At 56.6% G+C, this 22,217-nt stretch carries 21 protein-coding genes; 11 read left to right on the top strand and 10 right to left on the bottom strand.

Features of this window, described 5'->3' with window-relative positions; genetic code table 11:
- The first annotated feature begins 5 nt into the window (after positions 1–5).
- The gene (locus tag CIK94_RS13990; protein ID WP_144008298.1) at positions 6–329 is read left to right on the top strand and encodes a hypothetical protein; all 324 of its coding nucleotides are present in this window, start codon (positions 6–8) and stop codon (positions 327–329) included.
- On the opposite strand, the gene CIK94_RS04990 is transcribed toward CIK94_RS13990, so the two are convergent.
- The 3 genes from CIK94_RS04990 to CIK94_RS04980 form a co-directional block, all read right to left on the bottom strand.
- Positions 233–3,511 (bottom strand): glycosyl hydrolase, encoded by a 3,279-nt coding sequence (locus tag CIK94_RS04990; protein WP_094421639.1) that lies wholly within the window; start codon positions 3,509–3,511, stop codon positions 233–235. The two genes, CIK94_RS13990 and CIK94_RS04990, sit on opposite strands and share 97 nt — an antisense overlap.
- A 112-nt stretch (positions 3,512–3,623) precedes the next feature.
- Positions 3,624–4,391: a peptidylprolyl isomerase gene (locus CIK94_RS04985; RefSeq protein ID WP_094421637.1), complete on the bottom strand. Its 768-nt coding sequence runs from the start codon at positions 4,389–4,391 to the stop codon at positions 3,624–3,626.
- A 16-nt stretch (positions 4,392–4,407) separates the two neighbouring features.
- Positions 4,408–5,112, bottom strand: coding sequence for an alpha/beta hydrolase-fold protein (locus tag CIK94_RS04980; protein WP_094421635.1), 705 nt, complete (start codon positions 5,110–5,112; stop codon positions 4,408–4,410).
- A 424-nt stretch (positions 5,113–5,536) separates the two neighbouring features.
- Here CIK94_RS04980 and CIK94_RS04970 point away from each other — a divergent pair, with 424 nt between their 5' ends.
- Positions 5,537–5,905, top strand: coding sequence for a hypothetical protein (locus CIK94_RS04970; protein ID WP_094387325.1), 369 nt, complete (start codon positions 5,537–5,539; stop codon positions 5,903–5,905).
- Positions 5,906–6,361: 456 nt separating this feature from the next.
- Here CIK94_RS04970 and dusB read toward each other — a convergent pair whose 3' ends face one another.
- The 4 genes from dusB to CIK94_RS04950 form a co-directional block, all read right to left on the bottom strand.
- A complete protein-coding gene (gene dusB / locus CIK94_RS04965) occupies positions 6,362–7,345 on the bottom strand; it encodes a tRNA dihydrouridine synthase DusB (RefSeq protein ID WP_094387326.1) in 984 nt (327 codons plus the stop codon).
- 7 nt (positions 7,346–7,352) lie between these two features.
- A complete protein-coding gene (gene dprA / locus CIK94_RS04960; RefSeq protein WP_094421633.1) occupies positions 7,353–8,480 on the bottom strand; it encodes a DNA-processing protein DprA in 1,128 nt (375 codons plus the stop codon).
- Positions 8,477–8,896, bottom strand: a complete 420-nt coding sequence (locus CIK94_RS04955; protein ID WP_094387351.1) for a thioesterase family protein — start codon at positions 8,894–8,896, stop codon at positions 8,477–8,479. Before CIK94_RS04955 ends, dprA begins: the two co-directional genes overlap by 4 nt.
- Before the next feature lie 68 nt (positions 8,897–8,964).
- On the bottom strand, positions 8,965–10,260 hold the full coding sequence (locus CIK94_RS04950; RefSeq protein ID WP_094421631.1) for a DUF2851 family protein: 1,296 nt from the start codon (positions 10,258–10,260) through the stop codon (positions 8,965–8,967).
- Positions 10,261–10,669: 409 nt separating this feature from the next.
- Here CIK94_RS04950 and dapB point away from each other — a divergent pair, with 409 nt between their 5' ends.
- From dapB to CIK94_RS04930, 4 genes are read left to right on the top strand one after another with little or no spacing between them, the layout of a single operon-like run.
- Positions 10,670–11,431 (top strand): 4-hydroxy-tetrahydrodipicolinate reductase, encoded by a 762-nt coding sequence (dapB, locus tag CIK94_RS04945; protein ID WP_022309849.1) that lies wholly within the window; start codon positions 10,670–10,672, stop codon positions 11,429–11,431.
- Positions 11,432–11,437: 6 nt separating this feature from the next.
- Complete coding sequence (lepB, locus tag CIK94_RS04940; protein ID WP_094421628.1) at positions 11,438–12,892, top strand: signal peptidase I; 1,455 nt, start codon at positions 11,438–11,440, stop codon at positions 12,890–12,892.
- Between the two features lie 8 nt (positions 12,893–12,900).
- Complete coding sequence (gene lepB, locus CIK94_RS04935; RefSeq protein ID WP_022309847.1) at positions 12,901–13,425, top strand: signal peptidase I; 525 nt, start codon at positions 12,901–12,903, stop codon at positions 13,423–13,425.
- Positions 13,404–14,042 carry a WbqC family protein gene (locus CIK94_RS04930; RefSeq protein ID WP_094421626.1) on the top strand — a complete coding sequence of 213 codons (639 nt, stop codon included), beginning with the start codon at positions 13,404–13,406 and terminating at the stop codon, positions 14,040–14,042. Before lepB (CIK94_RS04935) ends, CIK94_RS04930 begins: the two co-directional genes overlap by 22 nt.
- Positions 14,043–14,046: 4 nt before the next feature.
- Here CIK94_RS04930 and CIK94_RS04925 read toward each other — a convergent pair whose 3' ends face one another.
- Entirely contained in the window at positions 14,047–15,288 is a 1,242-nt protein-coding gene (locus CIK94_RS04925; protein ID WP_094421623.1) for a pitrilysin family protein, read from the bottom strand.
- A gap of 76 nt (positions 15,289–15,364) precedes the next feature.
- On the opposite strand from CIK94_RS04925, the gene CIK94_RS04920 reads away from it, so the two are divergent.
- The 5 genes from CIK94_RS04920 to CIK94_RS04900 are packed head-to-tail and all read left to right on the top strand — an operon-like array spanning position 15,365 to position 20,273.
- Positions 15,365–16,306, top strand: a complete 942-nt coding sequence (locus tag CIK94_RS04920) for a carbohydrate kinase (RefSeq protein ID WP_094387332.1) — start codon at positions 15,365–15,367, stop codon at positions 16,304–16,306.
- A 1-nt stretch (position 16,307) separates the two neighbouring features.
- On the top strand, positions 16,308–17,498 hold the full coding sequence (locus CIK94_RS04915) for an FprA family A-type flavoprotein (RefSeq protein WP_094387333.1): 1,191 nt from the start codon (positions 16,308–16,310) through the stop codon (positions 17,496–17,498).
- Positions 17,491–18,429, top strand: coding sequence for a prenyltransferase (locus CIK94_RS04910; RefSeq protein WP_158216514.1), 939 nt, complete (start codon positions 17,491–17,493; stop codon positions 18,427–18,429). The genes CIK94_RS04915 and CIK94_RS04910 overlap by 8 nt, the downstream gene beginning before the upstream one ends.
- A 4-nt stretch (positions 18,430–18,433) precedes the next feature.
- The gene (locus CIK94_RS04905) at positions 18,434–19,084 is read left to right on the top strand and encodes a CPBP family intramembrane glutamic endopeptidase (RefSeq protein ID WP_254046138.1); all 651 of its coding nucleotides are present in this window, start codon (positions 18,434–18,436) and stop codon (positions 19,082–19,084) included.
- Between the two features lie 25 nt (positions 19,085–19,109).
- On the top strand, positions 19,110–20,273 hold the full coding sequence (locus CIK94_RS04900) for a dicarboxylate/amino acid:cation symporter (RefSeq protein ID WP_094388820.1): 1,164 nt from the start codon (positions 19,110–19,112) through the stop codon (positions 20,271–20,273).
- On the opposite strand, the gene CIK94_RS04895 is transcribed toward CIK94_RS04900, so the two are convergent.
- Positions 20,254–20,787 carry a TIGR00730 family Rossman fold protein gene (locus tag CIK94_RS04895; RefSeq protein WP_094388819.1) on the bottom strand — a complete coding sequence of 178 codons (534 nt, stop codon included), beginning with the start codon at positions 20,785–20,787 and terminating at the stop codon, positions 20,254–20,256. The genes CIK94_RS04900 and CIK94_RS04895 overlap by 20 nt on opposite strands.
- A gap of 445 nt (positions 20,788–21,232) precedes the next feature.
- Entirely contained in the window at positions 21,233–21,583 is a 351-nt protein-coding gene (locus tag CIK94_RS13985) for a hypothetical protein (RefSeq protein WP_144008297.1), read from the bottom strand.
- Positions 21,584–22,217: the final 634 nt, after the last annotated feature.

The following is a 22,217-nucleotide window of genomic DNA, read 5'->3' as shown; positions in this document are numbered from 1 at the left end:
TGGTTATGTTGTTGTTTGTTCTTGTTTTCCGATTGATTACCCTGTCTTGCGTCGGGGGTATCTCCGCACTCGTGGTGATGACCATTGCGTTCGTGGAGATGACCTTCGCGCTCTTGGAGATGACCTTCGCGCTCGTGGAGATGACCTTTGCACTCGTGGTGATGACCATTGCGCTCTTGGAGATTGCCGTCGCTCCCGTGGAGATTGTCGTCGCTTCCGCCGCGCTTGCCCTTTATTTATATAAGGTGATGGTGACGGGCCCCAAGAGTCCTGCGGGCATCAGTATGTTCTTGGTTTTCTTGCTCCAGGGATACGAGGTCCACGTGTAGGTTGTCTCCCCGGCCTTGGCGAGTTTGTCGCCGCAGATGCGGTTCTTCCATGGGTTGGTTACGCGTATCTCCAGCGTGTTTTCGCCCGACTTCACCGCCGCCGAGATGTCGATGGAATGGGGCGAAAACCACGTTAATCCGCAGTATTTGCCGTTGACCCAAACCTCAGCCATATAGTTGACCGTGCCCAAGTCTATCCGGTAAGTCTGGGCACTGTCGACAGCGCCGAGGAAGAAACGGTTGTGATAGGCGGCGGTGCCCGAGAAGTATTTTATTGCCCGAGCCTCGGTCGGGTTGGCTATGGCGAGCGTGGTGTCGATATACGACTTGAGCGAGTCCATCACGATGGCGTCTGGCGTGCCCATCTTCCGTCCGAATACCACGCGCCATGGACTGGCTATCGTGTCACTTCTGAGCGGCAGAGACTCCGTTGCGTGGTGACGCAGACGCTTGTCGGCCTCGCCGCTGAAGACGACAAACAGCGCATCTGCCGACTTCAAATCCATTTCCACGTAGGTCGAGCGGCTGCCAGTCATGTAGGTCACGTCGCTGATTTCGCCTGTCACGGCGTTCCATATCTGTGGCTTGCGCCCAGTGGTCCTGAACTCAAACCAATCGTGCATATCGCTCTTCGAACGGTTGTTGACCCAGTAAATCTCAGCATCTCCAGTGGTGCGGTGTACGTAGCGGATGCTGTCCATGTGCGTGCAGCGGAAGTCGGGCACATCGAGCAGCGAGTCGATGGCATGGCGGGTCGAGCCGGTGTCGACGATGTTGTCACGCTTGCCACTCCAGAGGTCGTCGGCGATGCGGTCAAACTCAGCCGAGTCTGTCTTCAGCCCCATAGCCCGTGCCGGACGCCGCCCCACGATGGTCGCCCCCTGGTCTGCCAGCCTCTTCACGGCTTGCAGCGACGCCAGAGAGAGTCGGTCCGAGGTACCTCCAAGCACCAGCATGCGGTAGCGGCTGCCGCCCGGAGTCACGAGCCGGCCGCCGTCTGTATCGAGGTGGTGGCAGAGGATGTCGCTGTTGATGAAATCCATGTTACAGCTCGATGGAATGGCTGGTTTCTGCTTGTCGAAGAGTGCCGTAGCGTTGGCTTCATCGCCATAGAAGTAGGCGACATCAGCCACATTGTTGCCCTGTTGCAGCATATAACTGCTGCGAGCCATATAGTCTGTCCAGCCACGAGCCTGCTCGGCCCAGGTGCTCAGCCGGTTGAACCACATGCCATAGATGTCGAGACTCAGACCCGGCACCATGCTGTCGATGGGCTGGTGGGCACTCTCGTGGATGACGATGCGGTTGACGCCACAGGCAAATTCGAGGTCGGCAATGCGCTTGAGCATAGCCGGATAGAGCCCGTAGACCAGACTGTCGCCCTGTGACGGGCCGTAAGCCGTAAACGACTCTGCCGCCACCTGCTTGCGCCCGAATACATGGGCAGCCGAAGCCGACTCCATGAGGTCTGCCTGCATTTCGAGGAACATTTTCTGGGTGAAATCAAGTGTCTGCGTGCGTGCCCACATTGCCGCCATCGGTATATCGGCCTTACACTTGGGTGCCAGTCCATCGCCGACAAACGGGCGACTGTTTTCCATGGCTTCAAAGTAAGTGGTGAGACCCAGCTTATGGGCTATGCGCCCAACCTGACCATAGAGATTGTCGGTGATGAGCTCGCCCAGCGTCAGGCGCCAGTCGTCGAGAAACCTGTCTGACGCCTCTGCCGACCCGATTACCTCGCCTGCCAGTGCCGGAAGGTAGGGCAGCAGGTCATATCCGCGCCTGCTCCTGAACTCCTCACGCATGTGGCGGGTCCAGGTGGCATATCCCGCTTCATAACTGTCTATGAGTAGACCGTTGACCACGCGCCCTATCATGCTGTCGCCCACCACGCAGCGGTAGGTGTCTATGTATGCCTCCATGTAGCGGCGCACGGCGGTCGAGTCGAGTTTGTCTACCTCCAGTCCGGTCGCTTCGGGCGACGCCGGATGGTTGGTCTTGCCCGTCAGTGAGTAGCCGAAGCGGTATATTCGCCATCGTCCCTCGGGAGCCTGCCAGCTGAGCCGCCCCTGAGCGTCCATATATCGGGTGAGGTCGATGACGCTGTCCAGCCCCGTGGCATGGCTGCCGGTGTGGGTGGGGTAGTCGATGAGACGCAGCGGACCGCCAAAGCCAGCCTTTTCCTCGCTGTGGTTGACGCGACTCTCTGTGCTGAGCGTAAACTCGCTGATTGTCGCTGGTCGGGCATTGGGCTGGTAGACCAGACGGAAATATCGTGCCTCGGTAGGTGGCAGAGAGAGGGTGAGGCGGGGCGTGGCGCCGTTGGGCACGTTGCATACGCGCCGCCACTCACGGCCGTCGTCGCTGGCTTCGAGGTATTTGGTGGGGTTGTTGGGGTATTTCTCCCATGCGCCCAGCAGATGCGAGTCGGCTATGGTCATCGACCTGATGGTGCGGGGGCTGTCCAGTTCCACTTGTATCCAAGCCTGCTTCTTCCGCGGCCCTATTGCGAAGGTGTGGGTGAAGTCGCCGTCGTAGAGGTGGCTGCCGTTGATGCTGCCTTCCGACGTGGTGATGCGCTTTACCATGCTTGCCATCCCCACGGCATCGTCTGCCACCGGCACCGCGATGACATACAGGTCTTTATAATATGGTGTCTGCTTTACGCCCTTGCCCTTGTTGCGATAATTCTGGTATTCTCCGCTGTGGGTGTAGGGTGCGGGCAGCGCCATGCTCGTGAGGGTGCCGCCGTTGATAACGGTGTCGCGCCACTCTATGCGTTTCATGGCGTCGTCGGGCGTTACCCATGGACCTCCGGTGTTGCTCCAGCCGGGTGCCGAGGGCAGCACGATGTCCATGCCGAGCGAGTCTGCCAGCCCTACGGCCAGCCTCAGACAGTCGTTCCACTCGGGTGTCATGTATTTCACGCGTTGCGGCACTATCTGTGGTGTGTTCAGTCCGGCGTCGAAGAGGTGCACACCGCTGATACCCACACGGTGCATCCACTCGAGGTCCTTGCGGATGCCGTCGGGGGTGATGTTACCGTTCAGCCAGTGCCACCACACCTGAGGGCGAGCCTCATGTGGAGGGTTCAAAAAGCCCGATTTCATCGAACTTGTCTGCCCCTGTACGAGCAGTGAGCCACACAGTGCCAGCAGAGTCATTGCAGAGCGTATCATTCCAATTATTAGGGTTTGTATGGTATATGTCTATTGCTTTCAGGAATAAAAAGATATGCAATATTACCAATAAAAACCAAGATACGCAAGAAAAGACGGCAAAAGTTGTTGTTTATCTGCGTCTTGCCATTCTCTTTGTGCGCTTGGGAGTGGCCTTGGGACGGGGCTCCATGCCCGGCACATCGCGCGTGATGGTGGCTCTGACGATGCGCACGTCGGTGAGCGGACGGTCATTGGTGTCGCGCTCCACCGCCTGTATCTTCTCGACCACATCCATGCCCTCTGTCACCTCGCCAAACACCGTATAGGCACCGTCGAGATGGGGTGTGCCGCCCAGGGTGGTATAGACGCGCTCCATCTCAGGACTCATGGTGATGCTGTCGCCGAAGAGCTGTTTCAGGTTCTGCCGTCCGCGCTCCAGGGTGGTCTCGTCGCACACCTTGCCATAGACGATATAGAACTGGGTGCTGCTCGAGCGTCGCTCGGGGTTGGTCTTGTCGCCCTCGCGGGCAGCCGCCAGTGCGCCGCGCTTGTGGAAAATCTGCGGCAGCCGTATCTCGGCGGGCAGGGTATAGTCGAGCGAGGTGTTGCCCAGCAGTTCGCCGGCGGGGGCATGCTTACTGCGCGGGTCGCCCGCCTGTATCATGAAGTCGGGGATGACGCGGTGGAAGAGCAGCGAGTCATAGAAGTGGTGGGTACGGATGAGCTTGAGAAAGTTGTCACGGTGCTGCGGCGTCTCATTGTAGAGCTGCAGACGGAAGTTGCCTATAGTGGTCTCGATGAGCACTTCGGGGCGCTGCGACGTAGCGGGCGCTGTCTGCGCCTTGGCGCCGAGGGCTGCCATGAGCAGCGCCAGGGTAGAGATGAGGGTCTTCTTCATATCAGTAGTTGTGCGGTTATCGTTTGTTTTCGTCCATTTTATCGCAGTCGATGCGCTCGAGACACCAGAGGAAGGCGTCGGCCATGCGCTGGTCTTCGTGGTCGAAGTGGCCGCCCTTGTTCCATGCGAGCGTGGTGCTGCCGGAGCCCAGCTGTGCCTTGAGCCGCTCGTGGTGGCGGCGTATGCAGTCGCCCACGGCGGCCATGCGCTGGTTGCGGGCATGCTCTTCGCGGTCGCCCAGGCTCATGTATACCTTGCGTGCCATGCTGGGGTGGCTGTCGGCATAGTTGTCCCAGTCCTTTATCCACACCGAGGGCGAGGCTGCCGCCACTGCGTCGAAGAGAGGACACTCCGATGCCGCCCAGAGACTGAAGAGTCCGCCCAGAGAGTAGCCTCCGAGGATACAGGGCAGCTGTCCATACCTATTATATATATAGGGCAGCAGCCGGCGGGTCACATAGCCGAGCGTATCTATGGCGTGACGCCCCACCTCGGGGTCTCTCGCCACTGCCTCGTCGGCCCAGGGCATGAGGGAGAGTGCCCACTGCTGCAGGTCGATGCCCACAAAGACAAAGCCCATCTGGGAGCCTTGCTCTATGAGGCTCAGTTCGCTGTCTATGGTCTTGCGCTCGTGGCGGGCGGTCAGCTGTATGAGCACCGCCTTGGGTGTGCCTGCCGTGTGGATGAGACAGGGCTGGCTGTCGATGTCCAATGCTTTCATTTCGGTCCTTTTCTATATAAACGACGAAAGGGTTGGAAATATTATGTGCGACCGCCAAAAAACATTCTTGCCCAATGTGGCTATAGTCATGTGCTGTGACTTTCCTATGTACAGGACTGTTCAAAGTGTCGCATTGCTCAACCAAAACACGATGAAAACGGGAAAAATAGAGGATATGTCTAAAAAGTGTACTTGTATAAGAAAAATGACCAAATGACGCATAAAAATCATATTAAAACCAAAATTACGGACAAAATGACCAAATGGGAGATGCGCGCAGATTATTTTCTTGTGGTGCGCGAGATTTCCCATTACCTTTGCAACAATCAAGCAAGCCACTCAGCGTGGACAAAAAATTGTAAAGGATAATCCCGCAACGGGAAAGACCATTAAGGAAAAAGAAAACCATCAAAACGCAAGAGTTATGTACTCAAAATTCGACAATCTGGACATCACAGTGGATTCTTCGGTGAAGAACATCACCCGCACAGCCTGCATGTATCTCTCCGAGGCCATCGAGCACGGCATCATGCTGTCAGAGAATCCTACAGCCAATATCGTGATCTATGACGACCGCATAGATTTTGGCATGTGTATGAACCCTACCATGGACATGATGAACGAGGCTTACTTCCCCAACTTCTATGTGGAGAACGACAGCATCGTCTATCGTTTCGCGGGTAACGCTGACTGTGAGGTGACCGACCAGACCATCGACTACGTAGGCGCCTATGCGCCCATGACCAGCGAGGACAACCACGTGTTCAACATGATTTACTCCAAGTACGCATAAAAATCTAACTTAATAGAAAATAGCCGTCTTATACAGACATACACATTCTTTATATAAATACCCAAAGAGCCGGAGGCATCTGATAGAAGATTCCCTTTTGGCTCTTTTTTTTGTCCATACCTGTTGATGTGCGTAGCGCACTCATTGATATTACTTTCATGTCAATATTTCCATAATTTGAGGTTCTATATGAGTGATTTGCGCCCTGCAATAACTAAATAGAACTTGTCATTAACCGATAACCAAGCTATAGTATGTTTGTTTTTTCCCATGCGGTTTTATTTTATTGTCATATAGCGTTTGTCGTCATAGAAGGTCGTCATAACATCATCCCAGTCACACCCACTTGTGCTGACAGGCAGGGCGGAGTCAACATAAAATCCCCGGACTGCCTGTTGTGGGCTGTCCGGGGATTGCTGTGTGGTCAGTGATGTGCGGTGTGAGCGCAGTCACTCACTATTCGTTATGCTCTTCTATGGCTTTGAGCCTGTGGCGACACTCCTCGAGAATGTCCGTGAGCGCCTCTACGGTGTCAGCCCTGAGCATGGCTATGCGCGTCTGCTTGAAATCGGGTATGCCCTTGAATATGGGACTTGCCGCGAGATGCCGGCGGGTGTGGAGTATGCCCCTGTATTCGTCAATGCGCTCCACGTTGATGCGCAACTGCTCCTTGAGTACGTCAATCTTCTCGTCGAGCGTCAGCGTGTCGCGTCCCTCGCGTATATCCTGGAATATCCATGGGCGGCCGAAGGTGGCGCGGCCTATCATCACGGCATCCACGCCATAGTCGTCGAACGCGCGTCGTGCCGACTCAGGCGAGTCGATGTCGCCGTTGCCGATGATGGGTATATGTATGCGCGGGTTGCGCTTCACCTCGCCTATGAGAGACCAGTCGGCCTGTCCGGTGTACATCTGGCTGCGTGTGCGGCCGTGGATGGTGAGCGCCTGTATGCCGCAGTCCTGCAGCTGCTCAGCCAGTTGGGTGATGATGAGGTTGTCGCTGTCCCATCCCAGTCGGGTCTTGACCGTCACGGGCACGTTGACCGCCTTGACCACCTCGCGCGTGATTTCGAGCATGAGCGGCACATTGCGCAGCATGCCGGCTCCGGCGCCTTTGCCCGCCACCTTCTTGACGGGGCATCCGAAGTTGATGTCTATCACGTCGGGCTTGGCCTCTTCCACTATCTTGGCAGCCTCGACCATCGAGGCGGTGTCTCGGCCGTAAATCTGTATGCCCACGGGCCGTTCTTCGTCGTGCAGCACCATCTTGTTGAGCGTGGAGCGTATCGAGCGGATGATGGCCTCTGCCGATACGAACTCGGTATATACCATGGCGGCGCCAAACCGCTTGCAGAGCATGCGGAAGCCTATGTCGGTGACGTCTTCCATCGGCGCCAGAAAGAGTGGGCGTGTGCCCAGGTCTATATTTCCTATTTTCATAACTTACTTATTTGAGCAGATGATACATTCCGCCGGCGAGCGACCTTACCACGCCCTTCATCTCGAGCGTGAAGAGCAGTGCCGAGAGGCGCGATATGGGTATGCCGGTCTTGACGGTGAGCAGGTTGACCTGCAGGTCGTTGGTGGCGCTGAGCACGTCGACGACGGTCTGCTCCTCTGCCGAGAGGTCGGGAAACAGCTGCCGCTCAATGCCCATGCGCGTGGCTTCGAGCAGCCTGTGGTCGTTCCAGTTGACGGCATTGACAAAGTCCTCGGCCGAGGTAATGAGTCCAGCGCCGTTGTCGCGTATCAGGTTGTTGCATCCGCGACATTCCTCGACATCCACCGGACCGGGGAAGGCAAACACGTCGCGGCCGTAGTTCTGGGCGATGTCGCAGGTGATGAGTCCGCCGCCCTTGGCAGCGCTCTGGATGAGCAGGGTGGCATCGGCCATGCCCGCCACGATGCGGTTGCGCCTTACGAAGTTCATCTTGTCGGCACGCGTCTGGGTCATAAACTCGGTGACGAGTCCGCCCTGGTGCAGCATCTGCACCGCCGTGTCGCGGTGGGCGGTGGGGTAGAGGTCGTCGAGCCCGTGTGCCAGCACGCCCACAGTCTCAAAGCCCTGCTGGAGCGCCTGGCGGTGGGCACAGATGTCTACGCCGTAAGCCAGTCCGCTCACGATGAGCACGCGCGGACACAGCTGTCGCAGGTCGGCGACAAAGCGGCGTATGATGTCCTGTCCGTAGACCGTGCAGCGGCGCGTGCCCACGATGTTGATGACGCGCTGCTGGTTGAGGTCGGCATTGCCCTTGTAGTAGAGCACCAGCGGCGCGTCGGGGCAGTCGTTGAGTCGCTGCGGATAGTCGCTGCTGCCATAGCAGAGCACCCTTACGCCATGCTCCATGGCCCACGCATACTCTACCTCGGCACGATGGGCGGCGTCGCCGCTGTTGCGGAAAGCCTCTACCAGCCTGGGCGAGGCGTCGGGCACCAGTTGGCGTATGTCGGCGCTATGCTCCATGATGGCCGTGGCAGACCCTGCCCGGCGCAGGAGGTCGAGCATGCCCGCCATGTTGTAGAAGCCTATGCGGGTGAGGGTGATGGCGTGGATGACGTCTTGCTCGTGGCTCATGGGTGCGTGCTGTCGTTGAGATAGGGGGCAAAAGCCTTGTCGTACTCGTCGCTTGTGCCCAAGCGGCCGTTGATGAGCACCGCCAGTTCGACGGTGGCACGGAAGCAGAGGCGTTCGTCGCTGGCGCGGAAGATGTCGTGGTCGAACACCCAGCGTATGCCTTCCTTGCGCAAGGCCAACCGGGAGATGAGCACGTCGTCGCATCTGAGCGGCTGCTTGTACTGCAGGTTCATGCGCGCCACTACGGCGTCGATGCCGCGGCTGTGCATCTCGGCAAAGCTCAGCCCCGTGTGCTTCAGGAAGAGGTGGCGGGTGTGCTCGGTATAGTGCAGATAGTTGGCATTGTTGACGATGCCCTGGATGTCGCACTCGTAGTCTCTCACTTCCATGCGGGTCTCAAAGATATACTTCTTTATCATTGTCTTATGGGTTGTATGCTGTTTGTCTATAATGGTGACAGTGTTGGGGGCGGTTTCGGCCCATTTCATCGGGCTTTCAGATACTCGTAGCCGAAACGGCAGCGCAGACAGTCGCGGCGGTCGCAGTAGGCCGACTTCAACTGGATGAGCGCCTGGGAGTCGCCTGCATTCTCGACCTCCAGTCCGCACTCGCGCCAGAGCCTCACGATGTGGTTGTTTTCGGCGTGGGCCTGTTCGAGCAGACTGAAGGCGCGGTCGCAGAGCGCCTCGTTGCCCTTGTAGCGCCCGTAGGCGAAGAGCAGGGGAATGACGGTGTTGATGATGAGCAGATTGATGGAGAAGGGCGACATCTGCTTGTCGTTGCTCTCGGCTTCGGAGCCAAAGGTGTAATGGGTCTTCCAGTAGGGGGTGACAGATGTGTGCAGCGCCTCGGCCAACTGGGCGACGGTGGTACACTCGAGTATGCGGCTCAGCCCTGCCTGGCGCGAGAAGTAGAGCTGCGCCAGCTGCGAGATGCGTATGTGGGGGAAGTTCTGTGGTCGCAGCCGCAGAAACTTCCATAGATGGTGGTCCATAGGCGTAAGGCCGAACTTGTGGGCGAGGTAGCGGTACTCGCTGCGCAGTCGGCAGCAGTAGTCGTCGTGGTTGGCGCTGTCGCGATAACGCTCCGGGACGGCTTCAGGGGCGAGCAGCCCGGCTTGGCCCATAAACATGGCTTCTACTTGGAAAAGGTCGTCGCGATGGTGGGCCACATCGTTCAGCGGGATGTGGTATGCCCAGGTCTCAAAGGCGTCGCCATTGACGCCGAAACCGTAGTTGCGCGCCAGCGTGACGAAGTAGGCTGCTTCCCACGAGCCGTTGCATCGCTTCAGCCGTTGTCCTATGGCTTCGGTCTTCTGTTCCAGCCGCTCGGTCTGCAGTGCGCTCATCCAGCTGTGTACGGTGAGGCGGCTCAGCGACGGAATGATGTGGTAACAGGGTGGGTATTTGTCGGTGGCGGCGAGCTCGGTATAGCGCATACTGATGTCCTGGGGCACGCTGAGCTGGAGCTGCGGCGGGCGCTCTCCGCTCTCGGTCACCACATCGGTGTCTACCGTCTCGGCTATATGCAGTATCACGTTGTTGTATCGTGCATCGCGCTGATGGCCATGCTGATACCAGTCGGAAGAACGGGTATGGATTTCGATGTTGCCCACCCACAGGGTGCCGTCGATGCGTATCTTGGCGTTGAAGAAGTCGGGTCCGGCATTGTTGTTGTGCAGTCCCGGGTCTATCACCTCGACCTCCAGCCCGTCGGTGGTGGAGAGATGGCCTAACGGAAACATCTTGTGTTTCCATACATAGTGCAGCAGTTGTTCCATTGGCGTGAGCAAAATACTTATCGTGCAAAAATACGATTTTTTTCGCAAACGCCCGTTGGATGTGGATGAAAATATGCTGTGCGCCATCAAACTAATCACTTTTCGCCGCCCCGTCGGCTGCGGCGGGAGGGGTGGGGGCGTGTCATGGCGACGCCCCTTGGCGATAGCGGAGCGGTCGGCAGGGCGGCCGTCGCTACGGCAGTTTCGGCCTCTGCGTCCTCTTAAATCACGTTAACAGCAGCCCTCTATATATATAATAAGGTAAAAATGCTGCTGTGGGAGGTAAAAAATCGTGACCAATGGCGGATTATCCCAAATTTTATGTTTAACTTTGCCCTTGATGCCCACAAGCCATCGCACGCAAAGCGCGGTGACGGGCGGGACAAACAGAACAAACAGCAAGCAAGATATGAAAATAGCACTTATCGGCTACGGTAAGATGGGGCACATGATAGAAGAGATTGCCCGTCAACGCGGCCACGAGATTGTAAGCATTATCGATGTCAACAACCAAGACGATTTCGACTCGCCTGAGTTCGCTTCGGCCGACGTGGCCATCGAGTTCACCAATCCTACTGCCGCCTATGGCAACTACCTCAAGGCGTTCAGCCATGGCGTGAAGGTGGTGAGCGGCTCTACAGGCTGGATGAAAGACCATAAGGACGATGTGGTCAACCTGACCAAGGACGGCGCCAACACCCTCTTCTGGGCTTCCAACTTCAGCATCGGCGTGGCCATCTTCTCGGCCGTCAACCGCTATCTGGCCAAGATTATGAACCAGTTTGACGAGTACAATGTGTGCATGCAGGAAACCCACCACGTGCACAAACTCGACGCCCCCAGCGGCACCGCCATCACTCTGGCAGAGGACATCATCGACAACATAGACCGCAAGAAGGACTGGAAACGCGGTGTGACTTACTGGACCGAGGACGGCCACCAGGACGAAGGTGACGGCAACATCACCGACGAGGACCTGGTCATCAACTGCGTGCGCGACGGCGAGGTGCCCGGCATCCATACCGTCATCTACGACTCTGAGGCCGACATGATAAGCATCGAGCACAGCGCCCACTCGCGCAAGGGCTTCGCCCTCGGTGCCGTGCTGGCTGCCGAGTTTACCGCCCAGCACAGCGGACTGCTCACTACTTCAGACCTCTTCAAATTCTAAACGACTATGATAGACAAGACAAAAGCCAAACTCAATATGAAAGTGCAGTGGACCAAGTTTGTGGTTGTACTGGCACTGTATCTTCTCTTTCTCGTATGGGTGAAATCGTGGCTCGGCCTGGTGGTTGTGCCCTTCATCTTTGATGTGTATATCACCAAGAAGATACGCTGGCAGTGGTGGCGTGATGCCGAGGCTCCTGTGAGGTTTGTGATGAGTTGGGTCGACGCCCTCGTGTTTGCACTGGTGGCTGTCTACTTCATCAACCTCTTCTTCTTCCAGAACTATGTCATCCCCTCTTCTTCGCTTGAGAAGAGTCTGCTCACGGGCGACTATCTCTTTGTGAGCAAGGTGAGCTATGGCCCCCGCATCCCGCAGACCCCGCTCACCATGCCTCTCACCCAGCACACGCTGCCCGTAATCAATACCAACAGCTACATCTCCTGGCCCCACTGGGACTATCGCCGCGTGAAGGGCTTGGGCCATGTGGAGCTCAATGACATCGTGGTGTTCAACTATCCTGCCGGCGACAGCATCCTCACCGAAGAGCGCTATTCCACCCAGTACTACTCTATGGTCTACGGCTTCGGCGCCAACCTCTATGAGCAGAAGTACGGTGCCACGCCCGATGTGAGCAGCATGAACCCTATGGAGCAGCGCCGCTACTATGGTGAAATCTACGGGCTGGGCCGCCACTATCTGGCCAGCATGCCCACGGATTTTGGCGACATCAGCAGCCGTCCTACCGACCGTCGTGAGAACTATGTGAAGCGCTGTGTGGGATTGCCCGGACAGACCCTCCAAATCAAGAACCATATCGTCTATCTCGACGGCAAGGCCAACAAGGAGCCCGACAATGTGCAGTATGCCTATGCGGTAGCCCTGAAGCCGGGCAAGGAAATCCCCGACGAGATGCTGCAGCAGCTGGGTATCTCTATGGAAGACCTGCTGTCGCTCAACCAGAACGGATATATGCCCCTCACGGCCCGTGCCGTCAAGGCGCTGCGTGAGCGCAAGGATCTGGTAGACTCCGTGGTGTTCTACAACGACCCCTCGACCTTCGAACTCTATCCTAAGAACGCCTACACCGGATGGACCCGCGACAACTATGGTCCCGTGTGGATTCCTAAGAAGGGCGCGAGCATCCAGCTGACCCTGAAGAATCTGCCCATCTATGAGCGCTGCATCAAGGTGTATGAAGACAACGACCTGCGCGTCGACGACCGAGGCCGCATCTTCATCAACGGCAAGCAGGCCAAGAGCTATACCTTCAAGATGGACTACTACTGGATGATGGGCGACAACCGTCACAACTCGGAAGACTCGCGCTACTGGGGATTTGTGCCCGAAGACCACGTGGTGGGCAAGCCCATCTTCATCTGGTGGAGCTCTGACCCCGACCGTAAGGGCTTCGGCGGCATACGATGGAGCCGTCTGTTCCGTTGGGTAGATAACATCAAGTAAGTAGGACTATGAGCGGCACTGTCAAAACCCTATTGATTGTGGCAGCGGCAGCAGTGCTGCTCTTCCTGTTTCGTGTGTCTGTATGTACCATCTACACCATCCCCGACAACACGCTCGCCCCTGCCGTGAAGCAGGGCGACAGAGTGCTGGTAAATCGCTGGAGCTATGGACTGCGTGTGGGTGGCAACGACTGGATAAGCTACTGCCGTATAGCCCGTAAAACGGTAGAAAAGGGCGATTTCATCGCTTTCGATGCGCCTGTCTCTTCTGCTGCAAAGAGGGCTGTAATGATGGGTAGAGTAGTGGCTGTGCCCGGCGATACGGTCAAGATTGACGGCCAGATGTATGTCATCCCGCGTGGATGCCAGGTGTGTACCTGTGGCTGCATGTCGTCATGCATCGTCAACCCCAACCAGCATGGCGGCGATATGCTCGTCGCCGAGAGCGACATCATCGGCAGAGCCACCTCGGTCATCTACAATTTCAACAATTATTATTTCGACAACTCGCGATGGTTTCTCCCGATACGCTGACACCAGCCCTTCTTTCCACCACTTATTTCGGTCCGATACAATGGTATCAGAAACTCCACCGGCATAAGCCCTGTCTGATAGAGCGGCATGAGAGTTTCATCAAGCAGACCTACCGCAACCGCATGGTCATCGCCACGGCCAATGGCGCGCAGACGCTCTCTATCCCCGTGACCCACGACGACTCGATGCTTATCACCGATATCCGTATCTCTGACCACGCCAACTGGCGGCATGTGCACTGGAACGCCCTCGCTTCGGCCTACGGCGAGAGTGCTTTCTTTGAGTATTATCAGGATGACATCCGTCCCTTCTTCGAGCAGAAGTGGGAGTTTCTGTATGACTTCAACGAGGCCATCATGTACAAGATGATAGAGCTGCTCGACCTGCGTGTGGATGTGGGTGCCACCGAGAGCTATATCAAAACAGAAACTCACGATAATGCCGATGCTATCGGTGATTATCGTGAGTCTATACGTCCGAAGAAGCCGCTGCCTGATGCGGCTTTCTGTCCTCAGCGTTATTATCAGGTCTATGCCCAGCGGCATGGATTCATTCCTAATCTGAGCATCCTCGACCTCCTCTTCAACCAGGGCAACGAGTCGATACTCTATCTCTGATACCTTATTTATATATAAGCGTGGTGAGCTGCGTAGGGTCAAAGACCGTCTGCGCCACCTGCTGTATGTCGGCGGCGGTAACGCTGTCTATCTGGGCAAACAGCCGCTCGGTGTCCTTCTCCCAACCATAATGGAGGAAGCTCTTGGCAAAATCGAGGGCAAAGTTCTCCCTGTTGTCGCAGGCGATGCCTATCTGCCCCTTCAACTGGCGCTTGGCGTTGGCGAGCTGGGTCTCGGTGAGGCTGTGGTCGCACACGCGGTTGAGCTCGCTCCTCACCAGGCGCATACAGCGCTTCACGTCGTGAGGGTCGCAGCCGAAATAGGTGGCCCACATGCCTGTGTCGCCATAGCAGACCATCGAACTCTCCACGGTGTAGACCAGTCCGTGGCGCTCGCGCAATGCCATGTTCAGGCGGGCATTCATGCCCGGTCCACCCAGGATGTTGTTGAGCACAAAGAGCGCTATGCGTCTTGGGTCGTGGATGTCGAAGGTGCGGTTGCCCATCATCACGTGGGCCTGGTGGGTATGGCGCTCGCTCACGATGGTCTGACCCGTAAGCGGCTGCATGAATGGCGATGGAATGGGCGAAAATGGCTTGCGCTGGGTACCCTTGGCAGCTACCGTGCAGTCCATAGCCTTGCACAGCATACGGGTGAGTCGGCCGAAGTCTATGTCGCCGTAAGCGAAGAAGATGGCGCGGTCGGCACGGTAATGCTCGCGCGTGAAGCGGAGCGCATCGGCGGTGGTGAAGCGTCTCACCCTGTCGGCATTGCCCAGGATGTTGTGGCCCACGGGATGCCCGGCGAAGACCAGGTTCTCAAACTCGTCGTAGATGAGTTCGGCGGGGCTGTCGTGATAACTCTCTATCTCGTCGCAGATAATCTCCACCTCCTTGTCTATCTCGTGCTGGGGATAGACCGAATGGAAAACCATGTCGGAGAGCAAGTCCACCGCCCGCGCAAGATGGTCGTTCATCACGGCGGCATAGAAGAAAGTGTCTTCCTTATTGGTGAATGCGTTGAGGTCGCCGCCCACGCGCTCAAGAGCGTTGATGATGTGGCACGCCTTGCGCCGCTCAGTGCCCTTGAAGGTGACGTGCTCGCAGAAATGGGCGATTCCTTCGTCATCTTTGGCTTCGTGGCGCGAGCCTGCAGCCACGCCATATCCGCAGAAAACTACCCGTGACGCCGAGGGGCGGTGTATCACCCTCAGACCATTCGACAGAGTGCATGAGTTATATTCCATAATTATGTGCAAAATTACGGAAATTTGCTTTGATAATTGCGTAAAAATATAGATATTTGCATCTAAAATAACTGATATGCGCAAAGTAATAGGAATAGGCGAGACTGTGCTCGACATCATATTCAAGGACAACCAACCTGTGGGCGCTGTGCCTGGAGGTTCGGTCTTCAATGCCATGATTTCCCTTGGCCGTTGTGGCGTGGCTTCCACGATGCTTACCGATACCGGCCGCGACCGTATCGGCGACCAGGTGGTAAGTTTTCTCAGTGACAATGGCGTCTGTGCCGACTATGTGCAGCGCTTTGCCCATGGCCAGTCGCCCGTGTCGCTTGCCTTTCTCGATGAGGCCAACAATGCCCAGTACATGTTCTATCGCGACTGTAAGGTAGACCGCCAGGACATCAATATCCCTGACCTCCACGCCGACGACATCGTGCTCATAGGCAGCTACTATGCCCTCGACCCCGCCGTGCGCCAGCAGGTGGTAGCCCTGCTTGACCAGGCGCGCGCTGCCGGTGCCATCATCTATTACGACATCAACTTCCGTCCTTCCCATCGCACCGATGTGATGAAGGTCACGCCCAATCTGCTCGACAACCTTGACTATGCCGACATTGTACGTGGCAGTGTCGACGACTTCGAGGTGCTCTACCGCAAGCAGGACCCCGAGACCATCTACAAAGCCGAAATCTCGTTCTACTGCAAGCGCTTCATCTGCACCCGAGGCGCTCAGCCCGCCGTGGTGCTGGCCGACGGTGGCGTGGTGGGCGAATACCCTGTCGACACCACCGACACAGTGAGTACCATAGGTGCCGGCGACAACTTCAACGCCGGTTTCATCTACGGTCTGCTGCGCCAGGGCATCACCCGAGACCATCTCGACCGCGGGCTTACGCAGCAGCAGTGGGACGGACTCATCGCCGACGCGCTGGCGTTTGCCGCCGAGAGTTGCAAGAGTATCTACAACTATATCTCAGTCGATTTCGGCAACAACAAGCAATTACCAAATCATATTTAATATGAACATTATTAATAATAACATTTACTATGTAGGAGTTAACGACCGCAACAAGTCGCTCTTCGAAGGACTGTGGCCGCTCCCATATGGAGTCTCTTACAATTCTTACCTCATCGACGACGACAAAGTGTGTCTCATCGATACCGTGGAGGTCGATTTCTTTGCCCGATATATCAGCAATATCCGCGAAGTCATCGGCAGTCGCCCCGTCGATTATCTCGTCATCAACCACATGGAACCCGACCACAGCGGGTCTATCGCCCTGCTGCGCCAGTATTATCCCGATATGCAGGTGATAGGCAACAAGAAGGCCATCGGTATGCTCGAGGGCTTCTATGGTGTCACCGATAACTGTGTAGAGGTGAAAAACGCCGAATCCATCGCTCTCGGCAAGCACAACCTTACCTTCCACCTCACCCCCATGGTTCACTGGCCCGAGACCATGATGACCTACGAGTCTGCCACCCAAACCCTCTTCAGCGGAGATGCCTTTGGCTGCTTCGGAGCCCTCAACGGAGGTGTCATCGATGACGCCATCAACACCGACTGGTGCTGGGACGAGATGACCCGTTACTACTCCAACATCGTGGGTAAGTATGGCATCCCTGTGCAGAACGCCCTGAAGAAGCTCGCCGGTCTGCCGCTCGCCTACATTTGTTCCACTCACGGCCCGGTTTGGCACAGCTACATCGACAAGGTCGTGGGCATGTACGACAGCATGAGCCGCTACGCCACAGTGCCTGGCCTGGTCATCTGTTATGGCACCATGTACGGCAACACCGAGCGCATGGCCGAGGTCATAGCCGAGGCAGCCTCCAAAGCCGGCCTCAAGGACATTCTGCTTTACAATGTCTCCAAGACCCATCACAGCTACATCCTGCGGGATATCTTCAAGTATCGCGGACTCATCGTCGGTGCGCCCACCTATAACGCCGGACTCTACCACGAGATGGATGTGCTGCTGGCAGAGATTGCCAACCGCGACGTCAAGGACCGCCTCTTCGGGTGGTTTGGCAGCTACGCCTGGGCAGGTAAGGCCGTGCAGAAGATTACTGAGTGGAACGATACCCGACTTCACTTCGAGGCCGTCGGCACTCCCGTTGAGATGAAGCAGTCTCTCAATGCCGAGACTCAGGCTCAGTGCGAGGCGCTGGGAAGAGCCATGGCCGAAAAGCTCCTTGCCGATGAGTAATCCCCGCACGCTGAAAGACTGGTTTATAGCGCTTCGCCCCTGGTCTTTTTCCACCTCTGCCATTCCCGTGATAGCGACGTTGGCTTTTGTGTGCTTTGCTTCTCATCACGACATTGACTTGGGGTCTTCAGCCTCTGCTCCCGACTACGCCAACGGTTTCCTCAGCCTGCTGATGATTATGCTGCTCCATGGCGGAGGCAACCTCGTGAGCGACTATTACGACCATGTGCGTCGCGTAGACCTCCCCGGCTGCCCCAATGGAGTCCATTGGATATCGTCGGGCGTGTTCCGTCCGCGCGAGATATTGGTCTATGGCCTTCTGCTCCTTGCCATAGGTGCTGCCGTGGGCGTGCTTATCCTCTTCCGTTCAGACATTGAGGTGCTGTGGATAGGCGTCCTTGCGGTGGCGTTGCCCTTGGGTTATCCCTGGCTCAAGGCCCATGCCCTCGGCGATGTCGACATCCTGCTCTGCTTTGCCGTGCTGCCCGCGCTGGGTACCTGCTTTGTCATGACAGGCGTCTACTATCTCCCCGTGATTTTCCTCAGTCTTCCCTACGGACTCCTCACGGTGTCTATCCTCCATGCCAACAATACCCGAGACCGTGCCAACGACCGCCGGGCCGGACTCCTTACCCTCCCGCTCATCCTCGGGTGGCAGGCGTCGCGCCGCCTCTATGTGGCCTATCTTGTCGTGCCCTATCTGTTGGTACTCTTTGTCATGGGATTTTATTTCGGCCACTCTGCCACCATCCTCTGTCTGCTCCTTGTGCTGCTCACGCTGCCCGTTGCCGTGCGCAACATCAGGGCGATGATGACCGCAGAGGCCGAGGACGAGCAGGACATCGGTGTGCTCGACCAGATGTCGGCGCAGCTGCAGCTCGTCTTCGGACTCTCTTACTCCCTTGGATTTGCTTTGGCCTCTTTTGTATAAAAACATGGACAATATGACGATGGAATCGGCAAAAATCAACGACTCTCGGGTCTGGATAGCGGTGGCTGTGGCCGCTGTGCTATGGTTTGTGATGTTCTCGCCCTGGACGGCTCCGATGGTCAACTTCTGGTATGCCATGACCGCCTCGGCCGTCATCCTTGTCACCCTCTCCACCTGCTTCTGCCGCCAGTGGCTTGCCGACATCCGCCCCACCGCCAGCCAGCTGGCCCTGGGGTTGGTCATCGCCCTGGTGCTGTGGTGCGTGTTCTGGGTGGGCGACAAGGTGTCGCAGCTGCTGTTCAGCTTTGCCCGCCCCCAGGTCGACATGATTTATGGCATGAAGAGCGGCACAGCCTCTACCCTCATCGGCGTGCTGCTCCTGCTTGTCATCGGCCCTGCCGAGGAGATTTTCTGGCGCGGCTATGTGCAGCGCCGCCTCTCCCAGCGCTGGAATGTCAATGTGGGGTTTGTCGTCACGCTTGCCCTCTATACGTTGATACATGTGTGGTCTTTCAATTTCATGCTGCTCATGGCTGCGCTGGTGGTAGGAGCCTTCTGGGGACTTCTCTACCGTCTGCGCCCGCAGTGGCTCACCGCCCTTGTCATCTCCCACGCCGTGTGGGACGCCTGCGCCTTTGTGTTTTTCCCTTTCTGAATGTTTTTCCTCAACCGTCTGACCTATGAAGAGATTTAAGTTTGGACTCCTGCCACGCATCCTGGTGGCCATCGTCTTGGGTATCGTTGTCGGCAACTGGCTGCCTCTGCCCCTAACCCGTGTGTTCATCACGTTCAATAGCATCTTCGGCCAGTTTCTGGGCTTCATGATACCCCTTATCATCGTCGGACTGGTCACCCCCGCCATCGGCGATATCGGTCGCGGTGCCGGACGGCTGCTGGTCGTCACCGTGCTCATAGCCTATCTCGATACCGTCTTTGCCGGACTCCTCTCCTTTGGCACCGGCTCCTGGCTCTTCCCCGACATGATAGGCAGCGTCACCTCTGCCCAGGTCGAGAAGGCCACCGCCATCGAGCCCTATTTCACCATCTCCGTGCCGCCGCTCATTGATGTGATGAGTGGTCTGCTCTTCTCCTTCGTCGTGGGCTTGTGCATCGCCTATGCCCAGCTGCCCACGCTCAAGGGACTCTTTGCCGACTTCAAGGCAGTCATCGCCACCACCATCTCCAAGGCCATCATCCCCCTGCTGCCCATCTACATCTTCGGCATCTTCCTCAATATGACGCGGTCTGGCCAGGCTTACCATATCCTTGCCGTCTTTGCCCGTATCATCGTGGTCATCTTCATCCTCCACCTTTTCATCCTGCTCTACGAGTTTGTCGCTGCCGGCATCATTGCCCGCCGCAATCCCTTCAGACTCCTCTACAACATGCTTCCTGCCTATTTCACTGCCCTCGGCACCTCGTCGTCGGCAGCCACCATACCCGTGACCCTCAAGCAGACCATGCGTAATGGCGTGAGCGAGAGCATCGCCGGATTTACCGTGCCCCTCTGCGCCACCATCCACATGTCGGGGTCTATGATGAAGATTACCTCGTGTGCGCTCGCCATCTGCCTCATGGAGGGCATGGGCCACGACACCCTCACCTTCATCAATTTTATCCTCATGCTCGGCATCATGATGGTGGCAGCGCCCGGAGTTCCCGGCGGAGCCATCATGGCAGCCCTGGCGCCCCTGGCGTCTATCCTGGGCTTCAGCGACGAGCAGCAGGCGCTCATCATCGCCCTCTACATCGCGATGGACTCATTCGGCACCGCCTGCAACGTTACCGGCGACGGAGCCATCTCGGTGGTGGTCAACCGCCTCTTCAGCCGGCACAGAGCTTAGCGATGTCGTCCAGCGAGTGGGCCACGTCGATATAGTCGTGCCATGACCCGCGCACGAAGCCACGCTCCTGCATATCGTCGAGCAGTTCGATGAGTTTGCCCCAGAACCCCTTCAGGTCATAGACTATCACCCTCTTGTTGTGATAGCCTATCGTGTGGGCTGCCACCACGGTGAATATCTCGTCCAGGGTTCCCACGCCACCAGGCAGAGCCACGATGATGTCGCTCTGGGCCACCAGCAGGTCCTTGCGGTCGCTCAGATTGTCACAGGCAATCTCTACATCCAGGTCGGCAAACTTCTTGCCACCGCGTTCCACGAGCGTGGGCACCACACCTATCGTCATGCCACCATGGTCCTTCACCGCCTTGCCTATGCACTGCATCAGGCCGATGTTGCAGCCGCCGAATACCAGCGTATGCCCGTTGTCAGCCATCCACCGCCCCATCTCCTCAGTTGCCGTGAAGAAGTCGGGGTCTATGTTGTTGTTGGCCGAACAGAAAACTCCAATTTTCATAATGCTTTTTGTCGTTGTATGTATTAATAGGTACAAAGTTACAACAAAAAGCAAACAATTTCCCATCCTTCTTGGGAAAACCGGGATAAGACTTCTTGCCTATTCCCATCCCGTCGTAATCAATAGGCAATATGCGCCGTAGACGGTACGCACCCCCGGCAACTCTGAACCTCGGGTTATCGGCGTGGCGCTATGTGTCGCGGAAAGATAAAGTGTGGAGATTGGCGAGGCATAATCATCAAGAGAGAACAAATGTCCATTCATATACGAATCCATTGACATTGTGTTCCTTCCCCTTGGGGAAGGCCAGGATGGGGCTTTCTCCTGGCAACTCTGTAGGAGTTGCGATTTCTCAGCCCAGGGTTGAGGTGCGCAGCGCCTCTACCCTGGGTATTGGTACAAAGAAGGATAGCAACTCTGTAGGAGTTGCGCTTAGCCGCAGGCGTTACCGCAGCAGGAACATCTGCGGGACAGCGGCAAATATTACAATCATTAATAATAAACAAGGTGATACCAAAACACAAAAAGCCGTGGTGACAGCTGTCGGCTTCGCCTGGGTGTGCCTGTCGGTGACGCCCGTCAGAAAACGAGTTTTCCTCCTCATCGTCCTCACCATCCCCACCGTCATGCACGGCATGACGACAGCAGCCGCGACGGTAAAAAAAGCGGCCCTTGGCCGTTCAAAAAGTCCGCCGTTGGCGGTACAAAAACAACAGCTTGTCGACGACCCTCCCAACTCTCCCAAGGGGTGGGATTTCATTCTTGCTGCGTTTGTGGAGGTTGTAGTAACACTCATTTCTCTTGGTGAAGGCTCGGCTGGGGTTTCCCTTGGCTGGCTCGTAACGTATGTCACGTGGTCTCGTATCAATTGTTACGTGCTCACGTGCCTTATGTCACGAGCCTTCGTGTCAAATGTTACGAGCCGGCGAGGGTGCCCTCGGGGGTGTAGAGATGCCCTTGCGTGATGCGCACCGTCCGTCAACGGCATCCACATCGGCCGCTATCGACATCCACACCGTACGGTATCGACATCGTTATTGGCCGATGCGCATAGCACGTGATGGTCGCGACGACAAGGAGGAAAACTCGTTTTCCGACGGGCGGTGACACCAGCTCCACCAAGGCGAAGCCGCCAGCAGATGCTGCGGTTTTTTGTGTTTTGTCGTTACCTTATTTAATATTAGGGGTTGTGGCATTTGTCATCGGCTTGCTGATTTTTCTGCTGCGGTAACGCCTTCGGCTAATCGCAACTCCTACAGAGTTGCTACAATTGAGGGGATTATTACCCAGGGTAGAGGTGCTTTGTACCTTCCTGAAAAAAGTTGAATGGATTTTACATTAACCCGACTATAAGTTGATTGTTTTTTTACTTAACCCTAGTCAAGGTTGAATTTATTCTCTTAACCCTATTGAAAGTTGAGTATTGTCTT

The organism is Prevotella sp. P4-51, from assembly GCF_002251455.1.
Lineage (GTDB): Bacteria > Bacteroidota > Bacteroidia > Bacteroidales > Bacteroidaceae > Prevotella.
Note: the sequence above shows the minus strand (reverse complement) of the source record. Positions and strands in the feature narration are given on the sequence as shown.